15 protein-coding genes and 2 pseudogenes are annotated in these 15,562 nt (G+C 71.8%); 7 read left to right on the plus strand and 10 right to left on the minus strand.

Annotated features, from left to right (window positions below):
- Positions 1-79 precede the first annotated feature (79 nt).
- Both POF73_RS00310 and POF73_RS00315 read right to left on the minus strand, forming a co-directional pair.
- Positions 80-502 (minus strand): Hsp20/alpha crystallin family protein, encoded by a 423-nt coding sequence (locus POF73_RS00310; RefSeq protein WP_272112291.1) that lies wholly within the window; start codon positions 500-502, stop codon positions 80-82.
- A 139-nt stretch (positions 503-641) separates the two neighbouring features.
- Positions 642-1,235, minus strand: coding sequence for an Rv1733c family protein (locus POF73_RS00315; RefSeq protein ID WP_272112292.1), 594 nt, complete (start codon positions 1,233-1,235; stop codon positions 642-644).
- 284 nt (positions 1,236-1,519) lie between these two features.
- Between POF73_RS00315 and POF73_RS00320 the strand changes: the two genes are divergently transcribed.
- Positions 1,520-2,521: an Acg family FMN-binding oxidoreductase gene (locus POF73_RS00320; protein ID WP_272112293.1), complete on the plus strand. Its 1,002-nt coding sequence runs from the start codon at positions 1,520-1,522 to the stop codon at positions 2,519-2,521.
- Positions 2,522-2,541: 20 nt separating this feature from the next.
- On the opposite strand, the gene POF73_RS00325 is transcribed toward POF73_RS00320, so the two are convergent.
- Both POF73_RS00325 and POF73_RS00330 read right to left on the minus strand, forming a co-directional pair.
- On the minus strand, positions 2,542-2,952 hold the full coding sequence (locus POF73_RS00325) for an STAS domain-containing protein (RefSeq protein ID WP_272112294.1): 411 nt from the start codon (positions 2,950-2,952) through the stop codon (positions 2,542-2,544).
- Between the two features lie 97 nt (positions 2,953-3,049).
- The gene (locus tag POF73_RS00330) at positions 3,050-3,754 is read right to left on the minus strand and encodes a CBS domain-containing protein (protein ID WP_272112295.1); all 705 of its coding nucleotides are present in this window, start codon (positions 3,752-3,754) and stop codon (positions 3,050-3,052) included.
- Between the two features lie 280 nt (positions 3,755-4,034).
- On the opposite strand from POF73_RS00330, the gene POF73_RS00335 reads away from it, so the two are divergent.
- Positions 4,035-4,475 carry a pyridoxamine 5'-phosphate oxidase family protein gene (locus tag POF73_RS00335; protein ID WP_272112296.1) on the plus strand — a complete coding sequence of 147 codons (441 nt, stop codon included), beginning with the start codon at positions 4,035-4,037 and terminating at the stop codon, positions 4,473-4,475.
- A gap of 149 nt (positions 4,476-4,624) precedes the next feature.
- Here the strand turns inward: POF73_RS00335 and POF73_RS00340 are convergent.
- A pseudogene (locus POF73_RS00340) lies at positions 4,625-5,886 on the minus strand (nitrate/nitrite transporter).
- Between the two features lie 259 nt (positions 5,887-6,145).
- Between POF73_RS00340 and POF73_RS00345 the strand changes: the two are divergent.
- A complete protein-coding gene (locus tag POF73_RS00345; protein ID WP_272112297.1) occupies positions 6,146-7,150 on the plus strand; it encodes an Acg family FMN-binding oxidoreductase in 1,005 nt (334 codons plus the stop codon).
- Here POF73_RS00345 and narI read toward each other — a convergent pair whose 3' ends face one another.
- The 3 genes and pseudogenes from narI to POF73_RS00360 form a co-directional block, all read right to left on the minus strand.
- Positions 7,151-7,885, minus strand: a complete 735-nt coding sequence (gene narI / locus POF73_RS00350) for a respiratory nitrate reductase subunit gamma (protein WP_272112298.1) — start codon at positions 7,883-7,885, stop codon at positions 7,151-7,153.
- The gene (gene narJ / locus POF73_RS00355; RefSeq protein WP_272112299.1) at positions 7,882-8,649 is read right to left on the minus strand and encodes a nitrate reductase molybdenum cofactor assembly chaperone; all 768 of its coding nucleotides are present in this window, start codon (positions 8,647-8,649) and stop codon (positions 7,882-7,884) included. The genes narI and narJ overlap by 4 nt, the downstream gene beginning before the upstream one ends.
- Positions 8,650-8,785: 136 nt before the next feature.
- Positions 8,786-9,409, minus strand: a pseudogene (locus POF73_RS00360) (molybdopterin-dependent oxidoreductase); the annotation flags it as partial.
- A gap of 240 nt (positions 9,410-9,649) precedes the next feature.
- On the opposite strand from POF73_RS00360, the gene pflB reads away from it, so the two are divergent.
- The 4 genes from pflB to POF73_RS00380 all read left to right on the plus strand — a co-directional run bounded on the left by pflB (position 9,650) and on the right by POF73_RS00380 (position 14,272).
- The gene (gene pflB / locus POF73_RS00365) at positions 9,650-11,920 is read left to right on the plus strand and encodes a formate C-acetyltransferase (RefSeq protein WP_272112300.1); all 2,271 of its coding nucleotides are present in this window, start codon (positions 9,650-9,652) and stop codon (positions 11,918-11,920) included.
- A gap of 14 nt (positions 11,921-11,934) precedes the next feature.
- On the plus strand, positions 11,935-12,663 hold the full coding sequence (gene pflA / locus POF73_RS00370; RefSeq protein ID WP_272112301.1) for a pyruvate formate-lyase-activating protein: 729 nt from the start codon (positions 11,935-11,937) through the stop codon (positions 12,661-12,663).
- 52 nt (positions 12,664-12,715) lie between these two features.
- The gene (locus tag POF73_RS00375) at positions 12,716-12,961 is read left to right on the plus strand and encodes a universal stress protein (protein WP_334313568.1); all 246 of its coding nucleotides are present in this window, start codon (positions 12,716-12,718) and stop codon (positions 12,959-12,961) included.
- A gap of 387 nt (positions 12,962-13,348) precedes the next feature.
- On the plus strand, positions 13,349-14,272 hold the full coding sequence (locus tag POF73_RS00380) for a universal stress protein (protein ID WP_272112302.1): 924 nt from the start codon (positions 13,349-13,351) through the stop codon (positions 14,270-14,272).
- 35 nt (positions 14,273-14,307) lie between these two features.
- On the opposite strand, the gene POF73_RS00385 is transcribed toward POF73_RS00380, so the two are convergent.
- Positions 14,308-14,970: a DUF4389 domain-containing protein gene (locus POF73_RS00385; RefSeq protein ID WP_272112303.1), complete on the minus strand. Its 663-nt coding sequence runs from the start codon at positions 14,968-14,970 to the stop codon at positions 14,308-14,310.
- A gap of 100 nt (positions 14,971-15,070) precedes the next feature.
- On the minus strand, positions 15,071-15,562 hold the full coding sequence (locus POF73_RS00390; protein WP_272112304.1) for a pyridoxamine 5'-phosphate oxidase family protein: 492 nt from the start codon (positions 15,560-15,562) through the stop codon (positions 15,071-15,073).

The raw sequence follows: 15,562 nt of genomic DNA on the forward strand, positions 1-15,562 counted from the left end.
GGCCAGGGCCTGCGCCCCGTCCCGGCGCACCGGGCAGCCTCCGTCGACGTACCGCACGCGGTCCCGGCCGAGGGGGAGTTCAGTCGTGCCGCACCGGGATGGTCCGGGTACCGCTCTTCGTCTCGGGAACCGGGACTGTGATGGTCAGTACACCGTCCTTGTACTGCGCGGTCGCGTCCTCGCCGCGGGCCCCGGCCGGCAGCCGGACGGCACGGGCGAAGGTGCCGTAGCGGAATTCCGTGTGATGCTTCTCGGTCTTCTCCGCGGAGCGCTCCGCCCGCAGCGTCAGCACCCCCTCCGTCACGGTGATCTCGACGTCCTTGGCCGGGTCGATGCCCGGGAGTTCGGCGCGCAGGACGTACTTGCCGTCCGTGAGGTGCTCCTCGACGCGGATGCCATGCACCCCGGGTGTCTGGTGCAGGCCCGGGACACCGCTCTCGATCCAGCCGAACAGGTCCGGCAACGGTGGCCAGCCCGGCCACCGTTCGATCATTCCAGTCATCACGCTCTCCCGAATGCTGGGGCGTATTCCTCTGGTTCCCCCGCTTCTTCGAGCTTCCGCCGACCGTGACAGCAGCCGCCAGGGCCGATCGGCCCTCTGCTCGGCCAACCGGCCCCGGCTCCCGCGGTCCGGCGGCGAATCACGTGGTCTTGCGGCGCCACTGGGGGCCGGTCTGCTCCCATTCCCTGCCCCACTGGTCGTACCTCCGCTGGTCGAGCCGCCACCGCACGACGCGTCCGGCGCCGTACGTCAGGCAGCCGAACGCTGCGGCGGCACCGGTGCCCAGCACGGCCGCCTCCAGCGCGGCCTCGCCGGCGGTCTGCGGCTCCCGCGTCAGCTGTCCCCTGTCGTCCAGCCAGACCGTGACCTTCGATCCGGCTGTCTGCCCGGTGTTCACCAGAGTCCGGCCCGAGCGTGCGGAGCCGTCCGACGCCGTCCAGCGGACCTTCGCCCGGACGCGGTCGGTCATGGTCCCTTTGCCGGCGAGCCCGGTGTCCGTCGTGCTCTCGACGAGCACGCCCCGGACGGCATGGCGTTCGCCGCGCTGCTGTGCGAAGGAGTCGTCGGCGGCCTCGGCGGTCAGCACGCCGACGAGCGTGCCGCCCAGCGCGATCACCGTCCACACGGCCAGCACCGTCCATGCCTCGACGATGTCGTCGTGACGCCGCAGCGAGTTGCTCCGCCACCGCCACAGCAGACGCTTCGCGGGCTTCGTTCGCTGCTCTTCGCGCATCGGACTGCACCTCCTCGTCGTCTCGGACAGGAAGGTGCCATCCGGAACGGCGCCGCGGCAGGGGCCGAACAGGGGGCACCGTGGGGTCGTACGGGGCCATCTTGTCGAGCGGCGGGGGCCGTTCGGCCCCTGCTGCCGGCACGCCCGCGGGCGCAGGGCGGCCGACTCCAGTCCGTCCGGCGGCCGGCCGGGGACCATCAGCCCCTCACGGCGGCACGCCCGGTGCCGCAGGCTCGTCAGGACAGCACCACCCGCCCCGAGTCGCTGCGGAGGAGGAGACCACCATGCAGTCGACGACGATCGACGCCTCCACCCTGGAAGCCTGTATCTCAGCCGCGGTCGCCGCGCCCTCGATCTTCAACACGCAGCCGTGGCACTACCGGCTGGACCCCGAGACCGTCACGCTCCAGGTCCGCGCGGCGCCCGAGCGGGGCCTGCGCCACGTGGACCCCACGGGTCGTGCCCTGCACATGTCGGTAGGCGCGGCCGTGCTCAACCTCCGTGTCGCGGTGGCCCATTTCGGTTGGTGTCCGGTCACCCGCCTGCTGCCCCTGCCGGAGAACCCCGAACTGCTCGCCACCGTCCGCCTGGCCGCCCCCGCGGCCCGCTCCGCCACCGGCCACCGCACCGACCTGTACGCCGCGATCCGACGCAGGCACAGCAGTCGGCTCCCCTTCTCCGGGAGGCCGCTGCCGTCGCAGGTGCGCTCCGAACTGATCGAGGCCGCCCACATGGAGGGAGCGCGGCTCACCTTCCCCACGGCCGAGGACACGACACGGCTGCTGCGGCTGACCGCCGAGGCCGAGCGCCGCAACCGCAACGACCCCGACCGCCGTGACGAGAGTCGCCGGTGGATCCGCCACGATGCCGACGGCCGGGCCGGCGTCGGGCTGCCTCAGGCCACGCTCGGGCCGCAGGACGCCCGTGAACGAGTCCCGCTGCGGGACTTCACCGCCGAACGTCATCCCGAGCGTCTCCCCTCCCAGCCGTTCGAGCCGGAGCCGGTCGTCGCGGTACTCGGCACCCAGCACGACCGCCGAGCCGACTGGATGCGGGCAGGACAGGCGCTGGAGCACGTCCTGCTGGTCGCCACGGTTCACGACGTACGCGCGTCACTGCTGCACCAGGCCGTGGAATGGCCGGACCTGAGGCCGACCCTGAACGGGTCGGCGAGCGTCGCAGGGCACGTCCAGATACTGGTCAGGCTGGGTTACGGCCCGGAAGGCGTTGTGACTCCTCGACGGGCTGTGGACCAGGTGTTCGACCCCGGCGGGCCGGATCGATAGGGCGCGGGCCGCACGGCCCCTTACACCGGCGCCGTGCGGTGTTTCCCGGCCACCGGGGTGTCCTCGGCGCCCGGCGCCCCGGACAGGTCCGCAGGCAGGTGCGGCGACACGTCGAAGGAGTTGCCGAGGCCCGTGTGGTTCAGGATCCACAGAACCCGCGGGCTGTTGATCACCAGGCGCAGTCGCCCGCACCGGCCGAGCACGCGGCTGCGGGTCCGGCACAGGGCTGCGAGGCCGCTGCAGTCGATGAAGGTGACGGGGCGCAGGTCCAGCACCAGCTGCGGCTGCCGTCCGGCGGTGAGCGCGTCGAGATGCGCCGAGATGCGGGGTGCGGTGAGGATGTCGATCTCGCCGCCCAGTTCCACGACCGTCGTACCGTCGACGACGTGTTCCCGCAGATCGGGGGCGGACCGGAGCCGGATCTCGTTCATGAGGCCAGAAAAGTCCCGGTACCGGGGCGCGCGGAAGGGCCGGTCGGCCCCATTGACAGCCCGGGGGTCCCGGTGAAGCGGCAGGGGTGGTCGTCGCTCAGGGGGCCAGCTGGTCACGGCGTGGCACCTCGGTGTCCGAAGCCGGGCTGCCGATGTCGTCGACCCGGTACTCCAACTCCTCGGCGACCGAGACCACTCCGTCGACGGCGCGGCACAGCCGCACGGCCACGGGAACGGTGCTGCCGCGCTCGACGGTGCCGCGCAGGGTGACCCGGCTGTCGACGACGTGCACGGTCACGTCACCTGGTGGGATTCCCAGCGTCCGGATGAGAACGTCCCCGGTGATCTCCTCGCGGATGGCACGGTCCCCGCGCAGGAACACCCGCAGCAGATCGGCCCGGCTGATCACGCCGATCAACTGCCCGGCGCCGTCCACCACGGGCAGCCGCTTGACCCCGCCCTGCTCCATGGCGCGGGCCGCCTCGACCACCGTCCACTCCGGGCGGGCGGTGACGGCCGGGCTGGTCATCAGGCCCTGCGCCGTGGTCGCCTCCGACTTGTCGCGTGCGTCGGGCTGCGGGTGCAGGGCGGGCAGCAACCCGGCGGCGTCGAGTCGGCCCGCCTCCTTGCGGAGCAGATCGGCCTCCGACACCACGCCCACGGGCCGGCCGCCGTCGTCCACCACCGGAACCGCGGTGATCCCGTGCTCCGCGAGCAGCTTGGCGATGTCCGTGAAGGCCTCGTCCCGTCGCACACTCACGACGTCCGTGGTCATCAGCTCTCCTACGGTGCGATGCCGCATGGGTCCCGCCTCCTTCGACGTACTTCCTCACCCTCCACGGTCCGCCACGGCGGCCCGCCCCGCATGGGCCGACCGGCCTGATTACAGAAACCGGCCCGCTCGGCCCTGCCCGTCCCGACGACGGCCGCCGACCGCCCGCCCGGGTCCGCCCACATCACGCACCCCCTCCCGCGGGAGGGGCCACTCTCCGGCGGCGCGGGACCGGTGGACTCTCCCCACTGCCGTCGCTGCCGCCGAGCATGGGACGTACAGCTGCACTGCGTGAAAGTGGGATCGCCTCATGTATGCCAACGACGGCTTCCGCGAACTCTGCCGACAGGAGTGCCTCCGCCTGCTGGCCACGGCGTCCGTCGGGCGCATCGTGCACACGCGTCAGGCCCTGCCCGCGGTTCTGCCGGTCAACTTCTGCCTGGACACGGACACCGCCGTCGTTCTGCGCACTGCGGCGGACTCGGAACTGGCCCGGGCGATCGACGGGGTGGTGGTCGCCTTCGAGGCCGACGAGGTGGATGCCGTCGCGCACGCCGGCTGGAGCGTGGTGGTCACCGGCCGGGCGACGGTGGTGACCGACCCCGCCGAGTTCGGCCGGCTGGCCCGGACGGGGCCGCGCTCGTGGGTCGCCTCCCCGGTGGAGGTCTTCGTGCGCATCGAGCCGGAGCTGGTCACCGGACGTGAACTCGTGGGCGGGCGCACGATCAAGGGGGTGGATCTTCCGGCCTGAGGCGTGGTCGGCACCGCTCCGCGGCCGTTCCGGACAGCCGTCCGCCCGGCAGGAGGGCTCTCCGCCGAGCGGACGCGCGAGGGCAGAATGCCACCGGGCCGCTGTACTCGCACCTGTTCCTCGGCCGGTCGGTGAGGCTCCTCGGCCGGTCAGTGCGGCTGAGGCTGGGCGACCCCGGCTCGGCGGGAGACCGCTCGGCGCACGCCCGTGCCGGTGAAGGCCAGCGCGGCCGCCGCGACCATGCCCAGCAAGGCCAGGCCGACCACGTACGACCCGTACGTGCCGTACAGCGTCCCCATGACCAGCGGCGGCAGGAACCCGCCCAGACCGCCCGCGGCACCGACGATGCCGGTCACCGAGCCGACCTTGTTCGCCGGGGCCAGCAGGGCCACCAGGGCGAAGACCGCGCCACTGCCCGCGCCGAGCGCGGCGGCCAGCGACAGGAACGCCAGGGTTCCGACCGGGGTCAGGGACGGGGTGAGCGACTGCACCAAGGCTCCGGTGAGCACCACGGCCAGGGATCCGCCGAGCACCCGCACCGGGCCGATCCGGTCCGACAGCCAGCCGCCGAACGGGCGCATCGCCACCGCCAGCAGCACGAACCCGGCCATCCGGTTCGCGGCGTCGGCCTGAGTGAGGCCGTAGCCGGTCTTCAAGTACGTCGGGAGGTACACCGAGAACGCCACGTAACCGCCGACGCCACCGCGTACAGCGCTGAGGCCTGCCAGGTGACGGCGAGGCGGCAGGTGTCGGCCAGGCGGCGGCTCGGCGGCTCAGCGGCTTGGCGGCTTGGCGGCTCGGCGGGCACGGTACGGCCGGGAGCGTCGCGCAGCAGCAGCGCGGCCACCACGGCGTACCCGGCCAGCGCACCGGCGGTGATCAGGAACGGGACCGCCATGCTGTACGCCTCCACCAGCTTCACGGTCGTCAGCGCACTGATGGCGGTGCCGCCCATGCCGGCGCCGAAGATCCCGATCGCCAGCCCACGCCGCTCGGGCGGGAACCACGCGCTGACCAGCGGCACGCCGACGGCGAAAGCGGTGCCGCCGACCCAGAGGAAGAACCCGCCGACCAAAAGCGCGGTCAGCGAGGAGTGACCGGCCAGGCCCAGGTACAGCACCGGCACGATGGTGGCGGCGGACACGATCGGGAACATCACCCGCCCGCCGAACCGGTCGGTCAGCGCACCGACCGGGATCCGGCCCAGCGAGCCGACCACCACCGGCACCGCCACCAGCAGTGACTGTTCGAACGAGGACAGCCCCAGACCGTCCTTGAACCGTGGGCCCAGCGGGCTGAGCAACGCCCACGCCCAGAAGTTGAGGGCGAAGCCGATGGTGGCCAGGGTCAGCATCAGCCACGCCCGCCCCGGCACCGTCCCGGTGCCCCGCTCTCTCGCCTTTTGCAGCATTCCGTCTGCCCCTCCCCGAATGCGGTGGCCCGGACCACGCCTTTGGCCGGGATCGGGCCGCGTCCGTGCTCGCGAGCGCGGCGGGCCCTGGGCCGGCGTCTGGCACAACACGCCGCTGCGAGGTGGGCCATCAGGCCCCACTGGACCGGCCGATGGGGCCGTGTCCGGCTGCCGGTCGGGGGTGACGCTCGGCCCCGATGTGGTGCACCGTGGTTAATGACAGGAGTGCACGTGGCCTTCCGTAACGGAGGAGGCTGTGATGTCCGAGCGGCAGTCCCACCCGCCTGGTCCCCAGGACGTGACCGCCCTGGTCGGTGACGCGATCAGGGCTCCCTCCATGCACAACGCGCAGCCCTGGTCCTTCCACTACCTGACCGGCGAGCACCTGTTGCACGTGCGGGCCGACCCGACGCGTGCGATGCCCCGCACGGACCCCCGGGACCGGGCCCTGCACATCGGCTGCGGTGCGGCCCTTTTCAACCTTCGCGTGGCCGCCGCCCATGCGGGACTCGCCGCTGAGGTCCGGGTACTGCCCGACCCCGCGGATCCGCGGCTGCTGGCCGTCGTCGGTCTGGCGCCGAAGCCTGCCCGCACAGAACGGGAGCGCGACCTGGCCCGGCTGCATCCGGCGATCAGGCGTCGGCACACCAGCCGCAACCCCTATTCCGACAGGGACGTACCCGAGCCGGTGCGGCAGGCGTTGCGCGAAGCGGCGGCCGACGAGGGCGCGGAGCTCATGTTCGCCGAGCCCTGGCACGCGGACTTCATGCTGAAGCTGGTGCGCGACGCGGAGAGCCGCGACAGTCTGGAACCCGCGGGCCGGGAGGAGTTGGAGCGCTGGACCCGTCTCGGACCCGAGGCGGACACCGCTGTCGACGGCGTTCCCGAGTACGCCTTCGGGCCGCGTCCGAGCGAGGGAAAGGCGGCCTGGCGGGACTTCGCCGGACGACGGCAGGTGGCCGACCGCGGCACAACCGCCTTCGAGCACACGCCGCACCTGGCGCTCCTGGGCACGCGCACGGACCGGCCGGCCGACTGGCTGTGCGCGGGCCAGGCCCTGGAACGCGTCCTGCTCGAAGCGACCCTGGCCGACCTGGCCACCTCCCTGAGTTCCCACTCACTGGAGAGCTCCGACCTGCGCGAGCTGACCCGCGATCCCGTCAGCGGCATGGGCCACGTACAGATGGTGCTGCGCCTGGGCTACGGCCCACAGGGCCCGGTCACCCCTCGCCGCTCCGTCCGGGACGTCCTGGAGATCGCGTGATCATGCGACGCGGCGCGCTCGCGCCTCGGCCGGCACCCGTGCGGGTGTGACCGCCCGCCGCCGGTAGACCAGGTAGGGCCGTACCAGGTACCCGATCGGCACGCTCCGCACATGGACGAGACGGGTGAACGGCCAGGCCGCGAAGAGCAGACAGGCGCTCAGCGCGTGCAGTTGGAACAGCAGCGGGGCGTCGGCGATCGCCTCCGGACGGGCCTGGAGGGTGAACAGGCCGCGGAACCAGACGGAGACCGTGCTGCGGTAGTCGTAGCCACTGCCGAAGACGTTGTGGGCGGCGGTGGCGGCGATGCCGAGCAGGACGGTTGCGGACAGCAGCGGGAAGAGGAGTTTGTCGCTGCGGTCGGTGCCGAGGCGGATCCGGCGGGTGAGCAGACGACGGGCGCACAGCATGCCCAGGCCGACGACCATGACGACGCCCGCCACCGAGCCCGCCCACACGGCGGTGGTGTGGTACGCGTGCTCGCTGATGCCGACCGAGTCCGTCCACGAGGCGGGCACGGCGAGGCCGGCCACGTGCCCGGCGATCACCATGAAGGCGCCGAGGTGGAACAGCGGGCTGCCCAAACGCAGCCAGCGGTGTTCGAGGAGCTGGCTGGTGTGGCTCGTCCAGCCGAACTGGTCGTGCCGGTAGCGCCAGACGTGGCCGACGGCGAACACCGCGAGGCAGATGTAGGGGAACGCGACCCACAGGAGGAGGTCGCTGCCGGATACGTTCATCGACTGTCCTCCTCGTGTGTCGTGCGGGTCGGCGGAGCCGGTGCGGGCGGGACGAAGGTGCCCGGCGGAGCGAACTCCCCGGCGCCGTACGGGTCGAGGCCGACGTCCTCGCTCGGCGGTCCCTGCGCGTCCAGTTCCGCGACCGCTTCCAGGTCCGCTGCGGTCGGCGGCGGCAGCAGGGTGAGCAGCGCGGCCAGGACATGCCGGTAGGGCGAGTCCGCGTCGGTCAGCGCCCGGTGGATCAGCTGGAGACCGCGCCGGTGCTGACGCAAGGGGGCCTCGCCCGCGCCCGCCCCGGACAGGGCCGCGAACTCCAGCGCGACCGGGAGGTGGTCGGGCAGTTCGCCGCCGTCCGTGTCCCACCCGGCGGCCCGGTAGCGCTGGGCAAGTGCGAGCAGGGCCATGCCACGACGGCGGGTGTCGCCGTGCAGGTAGTAGGTGAGATAGAGGCTGCTCTTGCGGCGCAGGTCGAACATCTCGACGTAGTGGCGGGCGAGCGTGTCGGGGTCCTGGGCCGTGAACCAGTCGGTGAAGGCGGCCAGTTCGGTGGCCGCACGCGACGCGGGGAGGGCCCTGACCGCAGCGGCCACGCCGGGCCGGGCGGCGGCGAGTTCCGGGTCGGGATACTGCAGCATCAGGGACATCAACCGCAGCAGCAGGCTGCGGCGTTCGGCTTCCACCGGGTCCGAAACGGTCCGGCGGCGCACGGCGGCGCGGACCCGGGTACGGACGATGGCCGGCACGGTGGAGGGCAGCGGGCTCATGCGGGGTCTCCTGTGGAGTTGCGGCGCAGGGTGGGGAGGCCGAGCATCACGCGGCGGTCCGACCGCTCGCCGCCGGAGCAGCCGGAGGCATCGACCGGGCAGCGGTTCTCCATCGCGCTGAGCGCGGCGGCGTCCTCGCCGGAATCGGCGAGAATCCGGCGACGCGGTCAGGTCCGTACTTCTCGATGGTGTGGACGTGGGCGGCGGCCATCAGCTCGCTGACCTCGTCCCAGTCGGCGCGCACCAGACCGCCCTTGCCCCGGGCCCGCTTGTACGACCGCGCCTTGGCCGGGTCGCCGGTGATCTCGGCCCAGGCCGCCACCGGGTCGCCCAGCCTGCGCCGCGCCTCGCGCCACAGCTTCAGCAGCGCGCCGCGCACATACGGGTGGCGAACCCGGCTGGGCGAGTACGTGTACCAGGAGAAGGACGCTTCGCGCGGGCAGCCGCGCGGCTCGTACTCGGGGCAGTCCGTGCCGATCGACGGGTAGTCGGTGGCCTGGTGCTCCCAGGTGATGATGCCGTCCTTGACATACACCATCCACGAGCAGGAACCGGTGCAGTTGACGCCGTGCGTGGAGCGCACGACCTTGTCGTGGGCCCAGCGGTCCCGGTAGAAGCCCTCCCACTTGCCGTCGTTCGCGCCGAAGACCGCGCGGCCGTCGGCCGACACCTCGCGGTGCGTCAGCAGTCTGCGGGCCGCGAGCGGCCAGCTCTGTGCGTCGGCCGCCCGCCGCTGTCGTGCGTTCTGGTCCTTCTCCATGGCTGAGAACGCTAGGTTCCGGGCGAGATGAGGTACCTGGGTCCAGTGGGCCCCCGGAAACGGCCTTCCGGCCCAGTCCGCACTGCGGCCGCGGGACCAATGGTCCCTTGGCCGGGGCCGTACGGCGAGCTGTCGGACTCCCGACGGCCCTGCCCATGGCCGACGCCGAGGACGAGCATCGAAAGCGAAGGCGTCCGGGCGAGATCGCGGACGCGTCGTTCGGCGCAGGCGGAGGCAACGATGACGACGGTGGCGCGGCACGAAGTGGGCGAAGCGCAGACATCCGCGTCCGCGTGGCGCGGCTTCACGGGTGAACGCTGGCGTGACGTGATCGACGTACGCGACTTCATCCAGGCCAACTACACGCCTTACGAGGGCGACTCCGGCTTCCTGACCGGCCCGACCGGGCGCACCCGCACAGTGTGGGACAAGGTCAGCGCCCTGTTCCCCGAGGAGCGGCGGCGCGGCATCCTCGCCGTGGACGCCGCCACCCCCTCGACTATCACCTCGCACGCACCCGGCTACATCGACCGGGACCGCGAACTGATCGTGGGCCTGCAGACCGACGCCCCGCTGAAGCGGGCGATCATGCCGAACGGCGGTCTGCGCATGGTCGAGAACGGCCTGAAGGCGTACGGCTACGCGCCCGACCCCTTCGTCACCAGGGTCTTCGGCAGGTACCGCAAGACCCACAACGACGGCGTCTTCGACGCCTACACCCCCGAAATGCTCGCCGCCCGCAAGGCCGGCATCATCACCGGGCTGCCCGACGCCTACGGCCGCGGCCGGATCATCGGCGACTACCGGCGCGTCGCCCTGTACGGCACCGACCGGCTGATCGAGGCCAAGCGCGCCGAGCGGGCTCTGCTGGACGCACCGCCTTCCACGCCGGACGTCATCCGCGACCGTGAGGAACTGGCCGAACAGCTCCGCGCGCTCGCGGAACTGACCGAGATGGCCGCCTCATACGGCTGCGACGTCACCCGCCCCGCCGCCACCGCCCACGAGGCCGTGCAGTGGCTCCACCTCGGGTTCCTGGCGGCGGTGAAGGAGCAGAACGGTGCGGCGATGTCCCTGGGCCGCACCTCCACGTTCCTGGACGTGTACCTGCAGCGGGACCTCGACGAGGGCGTCATCGACGAGGTCCGCGCCCAGGAGCTGATCGACGACTTCGTCATCAAGCTGCGCATCGTACGGTTCCTGCGCACCCCCGAGTACGACGCGCTCTTCTCCGGCGACCCCACCTGGGTGACCGAGTCCATCGGCGGCATCGGCACCGACGGCCGCCCCCTGGTCACCCGCACGTCCTTCCGCTTCCTGCAGACCCTGTACAACCTTGGCCCGGCCCCCGAACCCAACCTCACCGTGCTGTGGTCGCCACGCCTGCCCGAAGGCTTCAAGCGGTTCTGCGCGCAGGTCTCCATCGACACCAGCGCCATCCAGTACGAGTCCGACGAGCTGATGCGCCCACGCACCGGAGACGACACCGCGATCGCCTGCTGCGTCTCGGCGATGGCGGTGGGCAGGCAGATGCAGTTCTTCGGCGCCCGCGTCAACCTGGCCAAGGCGCTGCTGTACGCGATCAACGGCGGCCGGGACGAGATGACCGGCGAACAGATCGCGCCCGAGGCGCCCGCGCTGACCCGCGAGTACCTGGACTACGAGCAACTGCGGGCGGCCTACGACCACATGCTCGACTGGCTCGCGGCCACCTACGTCAACACGCTCGACGTGATCCACTACATGCACGACAAGTACGCCTACGAACGCATCGAGATGGCCCTGCACGACCACCCCGTGCACCGCTTCATGGCGTGCGGCATCGCCGGCCTGTCGGTCGCCGTGGACAGCCTCTCCGCGGTCAAATACGCGCGCGTGAAGGTCATCCGGGACGACACCGGGCTCGCCGTCGACTACGAGACCGAGGGCGACTACCCGGCGTACGGCAACAACGACGACCGCGCCGACGCCATCGCCACCGACCTGGTGACGTCCTTCATGGCCAAGGTGCGCCGCCACCCCACGTACCGCGACGCCGAGCACACCCAGTCGGTGCTGACGATCACCTCCAACGTCGTGTACGGCAGGCACACCGGGAACACTCCCGACGGCCGCCGGGCCGGACAGCCCTTCGCCCCCGGCGCCAACCCGATGAACGGCCGCGACCGGCACGGTGTGGTCGCCTCGGCGCTCTCGGTGGCCAAGCTGCCGTACGAGCAGGCACGTGACGGCATCTCCCTGACCACGACCATCACTCCGGAGGGGCTGGGGCACGACCCGGCCGAGCGCGCGGATCACCTGGTCGGCATCCTCGACGCCTACGTGGCCTCCGACGGCTTCCACATGAACGTCAACGTCCTGAACCGGGCGACGCTGGAAGACGCCATGGAACACCCGGAGGAGTACCCGGAGCTGACGGTCCGGGTGTCCGGATACGCCGTCAACTTCGTCCGCCTGACACGCGAGCAGCAACTCGACGTCATCAGCCGCACCTTCCACGGATCCCTGTGAGCGCGGTGAGGAGGATGACGACCGGCCGGATCCACTCCTGGGACCTGTCCACCGGCGTGGACGGTCCCGGGACCCGGTTCGTGCTCTTCCTGCAGGGCTGCCCCTTGCGCTGCCTGTACTGCGCCAACCCGGACACGTGGCGGATGCGCGACGGCGAGGAGGCCACCGCCGACGAGGTGATGGCCGAGATCGAGAAGTACCGGGCCTTCGTGACCACCGCCGGGGGAGGGGTCACGTTCACGGGCGGGGAGCCGCTGCTCCAGGCCGCCTTCCTCGGTGAGGTGCTGCGCCGCTGCAAGCAGGCGGACCTGCACACCGCCCTCGACACCTCCGGCCTCCTCGGCGCCCGCGCCACTGACGAACTGCTCGCCGACACCGACCTGGTGCTGCTGGACATCAAGTCCTTCGACATCGGCACCTACCGCAGGCTGACCGGCAGCGAACTCGCCCCCACGCTCGGTTTCGCCACCCGCCTCGACCGTCTCGGCGTCCCCGTGTGGATCCGCTACGTCCTCGTTCCCGGCTGGACCGACGACCCGGAAGCCGTGGACGGGCTGGCCGGCTTCGTGGCCGGGCTCGGCAACGTCGACCGCGTGGACGTCCTGCCGTTCCACAAGCTCGGCGCCCACAAGTACGACGCCCTCGGGATCCCGTTCCCGCTGCGCGACACCCCGGTGCCGGACCACGGCCTGACCGAGCGGGTGCGCGAGCAGTTCCGCGAGCACGGTCTCAGGGCGCTCTGACCCACACACGCTTCACCCGGCTGTGCGTCACATATCAGGGGAGGGAACAGCCATGGCCACTGCACGCGTGGTCGTCGGAATGGACGGCTCACAGGGCGCCGTACGGGCGCTCGACCGGGCCGCTCAGGAGGCGCGGTCACGCGCCGCCGTACTGGACGTCGTGTATGCCGTGACCGACCGCGACGCGGCCGCACCGGTTCTGGCGTACGCCGCCTCACGACTGAATGACCGCCGTCCCGGAACGCCGACGCCGCCGCATACGCGTTCACGGAGGCGGAACGCCGCGGCGCCCGCCTGAGTGTTCTGCACGCCTGGGCCTCTCGGCACCTGAGCCCCGAACTGCCGGCCGCGGTGCCCGCGGTCCCGGTGCCCGACGATAACCTGCCGCATCGCTCCCACCGCCCGGTCGTCATCGTCCCCGGCCGCTGTTGAAGGCAGGACATGGTTGGCCCGACCGGCCCGGAGGGAACCCGGCCACGCGCCGGTGCCACGTGGAGCGCGGGCAAGGCGTGGGCGAAGCTGCCCCGTCAGCCGGAACCGCCGGCTGCTCTGAAACACCCGGGCCGGCGAACCGGGACAGACGACCTGCCCGGGGACCATCGGTCCCGACGAGGGACCAGCGGCCCCTGCTGTCGCGCACATGCCGCCTCAAGACTGAACGTGCGTCCGCGAAGGAGGATCCCCCATGTCCCGCACCGTCACCGTCGGCCTCGACGGATCCCCGGAGAGCCTTGCCGCCGCCGACTGGGCCGCACGCGAAGCCCTGCTCCGCGACCTGCCCCTGCGCCTGATGCACGCCTGGCAGTGGCAGCCGTATGTCCATGCACCGCTGGCCGGGGTCACCCTGCCGCCGGAAGGGAGTGACACGCAGCGTGAGTGGGCCGACCGGATGCCCCGCGAGGCCGAGAGCCGGCTCGCGGGGCGTCACCCGGGTCTGAGCATCACCATCGACCGGATCGCCGATCAGCCCGTACCCGCGCTGCTGGCCGCCGCCGACGACGCCGAGCTGCTGGTGCTCGGGTCCCGCGGCCTGAGCGGCGTCACCGGGTTCCTGGTCGGTTCGGTCGCCCTCTCCGTCGTCTCCCGCACCCACCGGCCCGTCGTCCTGGTGAGGACCGGTGAACGCGCCGAGGACGAGCACGTGCCGGACAGCTCCGGGACCGCCTCCACGGCCACGCCGTACCGCGATGTCGTGCTCGGCCTGGATCTGCACAGCCCCGCCGACTCCGTGATCGAGTTCGCGTTCGACGCCGCCTTGCGACGGGCGGCGAACCTGCGCGTGGTCCACGGCTGGAGCCTGCCGCCCTACTACTACGGCTACGGCGGCGCCCTCGACCCCGAGCTCAACGCCGAGCTGGCCGCACAGGTGCGGGCCGAGCTGACCGGCGTGCTGCAGCCGTGGCGGGGCAAGTACCCGGGGGTCGCGGTGACCGAGCAGGCCACGATCGGCGGTGCGGGCCCCCACCTGGTCGACGCATCACGCGACGCGGCGCTCGTCGTCGTCGGCCGCCCCACCCGTCACGCACCGGTCGGCAGGCACATCGGGCCGACGACCCACGCCCTCCTGCATCACGCGGAAGCGCCCGTCGCGGTCGTCCCGCACGACTGACCTTCGACACGGCGGCTCCGAAAGAACGCGGTCGTCTACGACTCCGCCCGGCCGGCGGGTTCCGTGCCTCCCATGTCGAGACGGAACGGCGGGTATACGTCCGTCATCAGAGCGGCGTATGCCACCACCCGCAGACACCAGCGGTTGAGGCCGAGGATCAGGTCGAACAGATCCCTCGGGTACTTCTCCGTGAACGCCATGATCACGGCGGCGATCAACGTCAGCACGCCGACGAGTCCGCCCGTCCACCAGCCGAGCCGGACGCCGCCGAGGAAGAACCCGATGACGACGTAATGGGGGATGGCCAGAAGCCACCACTTCACCAGCACCAGACCGCGGGACAGGCGCTCGGGGTAAGCGATGTCCAGCCGGGTCGGGTACTCGGGTTCCTCACCCAGACTGAACGGCGGATAACGGTCCGTGCCCAGCGCACTGTACGAGTAGTACGCGACCCGCCAGCTCCAGCGCAGCACACCGAGGTTGAAGTCGAACAGCGCGCGTGGATAGCGCTCGGTGAACAGGATCGCGAAGAACGCGACCACGCTTACGGCGGTGAAGGTGATCCAGAGGAAGAACAGCACCACGAAGTGCGGGACGACCAGGATCCACTTCACCAGCCACAGCCACCGGGACAGCGGCGCGCCGAGTACCGCGTTCAGCCGGACGGGACGGTCGGGGAATTCCAGCGAGGCCGCCATGGGCCATCAGCTCCTTGGCCTGCCGATCGGGGCCGTCAGGGAGGGCTGCCGGGACCTCCCGCACCCTCTTGGCGAAGACGGCCGTGCTTGTACGGAGGGGTTACGGCGCGGAACCGTTGCCGTTGCCATGGCCGTAACCGAACCGGGGGGCTGCGGTCAGGCGCATGCCCGTGACCAGGTCCGGGTGGATGCGGACCGCGTAGTCCATCGTGTGCTGCACCCAGGGGCGCAGCAGCGCCTGGTAGCGGGCCAGCTCGCGCGGGTCGGTGACCAGGCGGGCGTATCCCGTGACCACCACGCTCCAGCCGAGGTGGGTGTCGGGGTCGATGGCGTCTGCCTCGTAGGCGACGACAACCCCTTGGCTGTCGGCGCCGCGCGTGTGCGCGGTCAGGGTCGCTCCCTCGTGGGTGCGGATCACGATGTCACCGTCGACCAGGACGTGATTGACGGGCCGGACGGTCGGCAGCGCGTGCCGGGTGAAGACGATCCTGCCCACGGAGACGCTGCCGAGCAGGCGCATCGCCTCCGCGACCGCGAGTTCGACGCTGTGGCGCGGGCCGGTCTCGGTCGCCCGGCCGTCGGTGGTTGCCAT

The sequence above is a fragment of the Streptomyces sp. HD genome (genome assembly GCF_028369295.1).
In the GTDB taxonomy this organism is placed as follows: Bacteria; Actinomycetota; Actinomycetes; order Streptomycetales; family Streptomycetaceae; genus Streptomyces.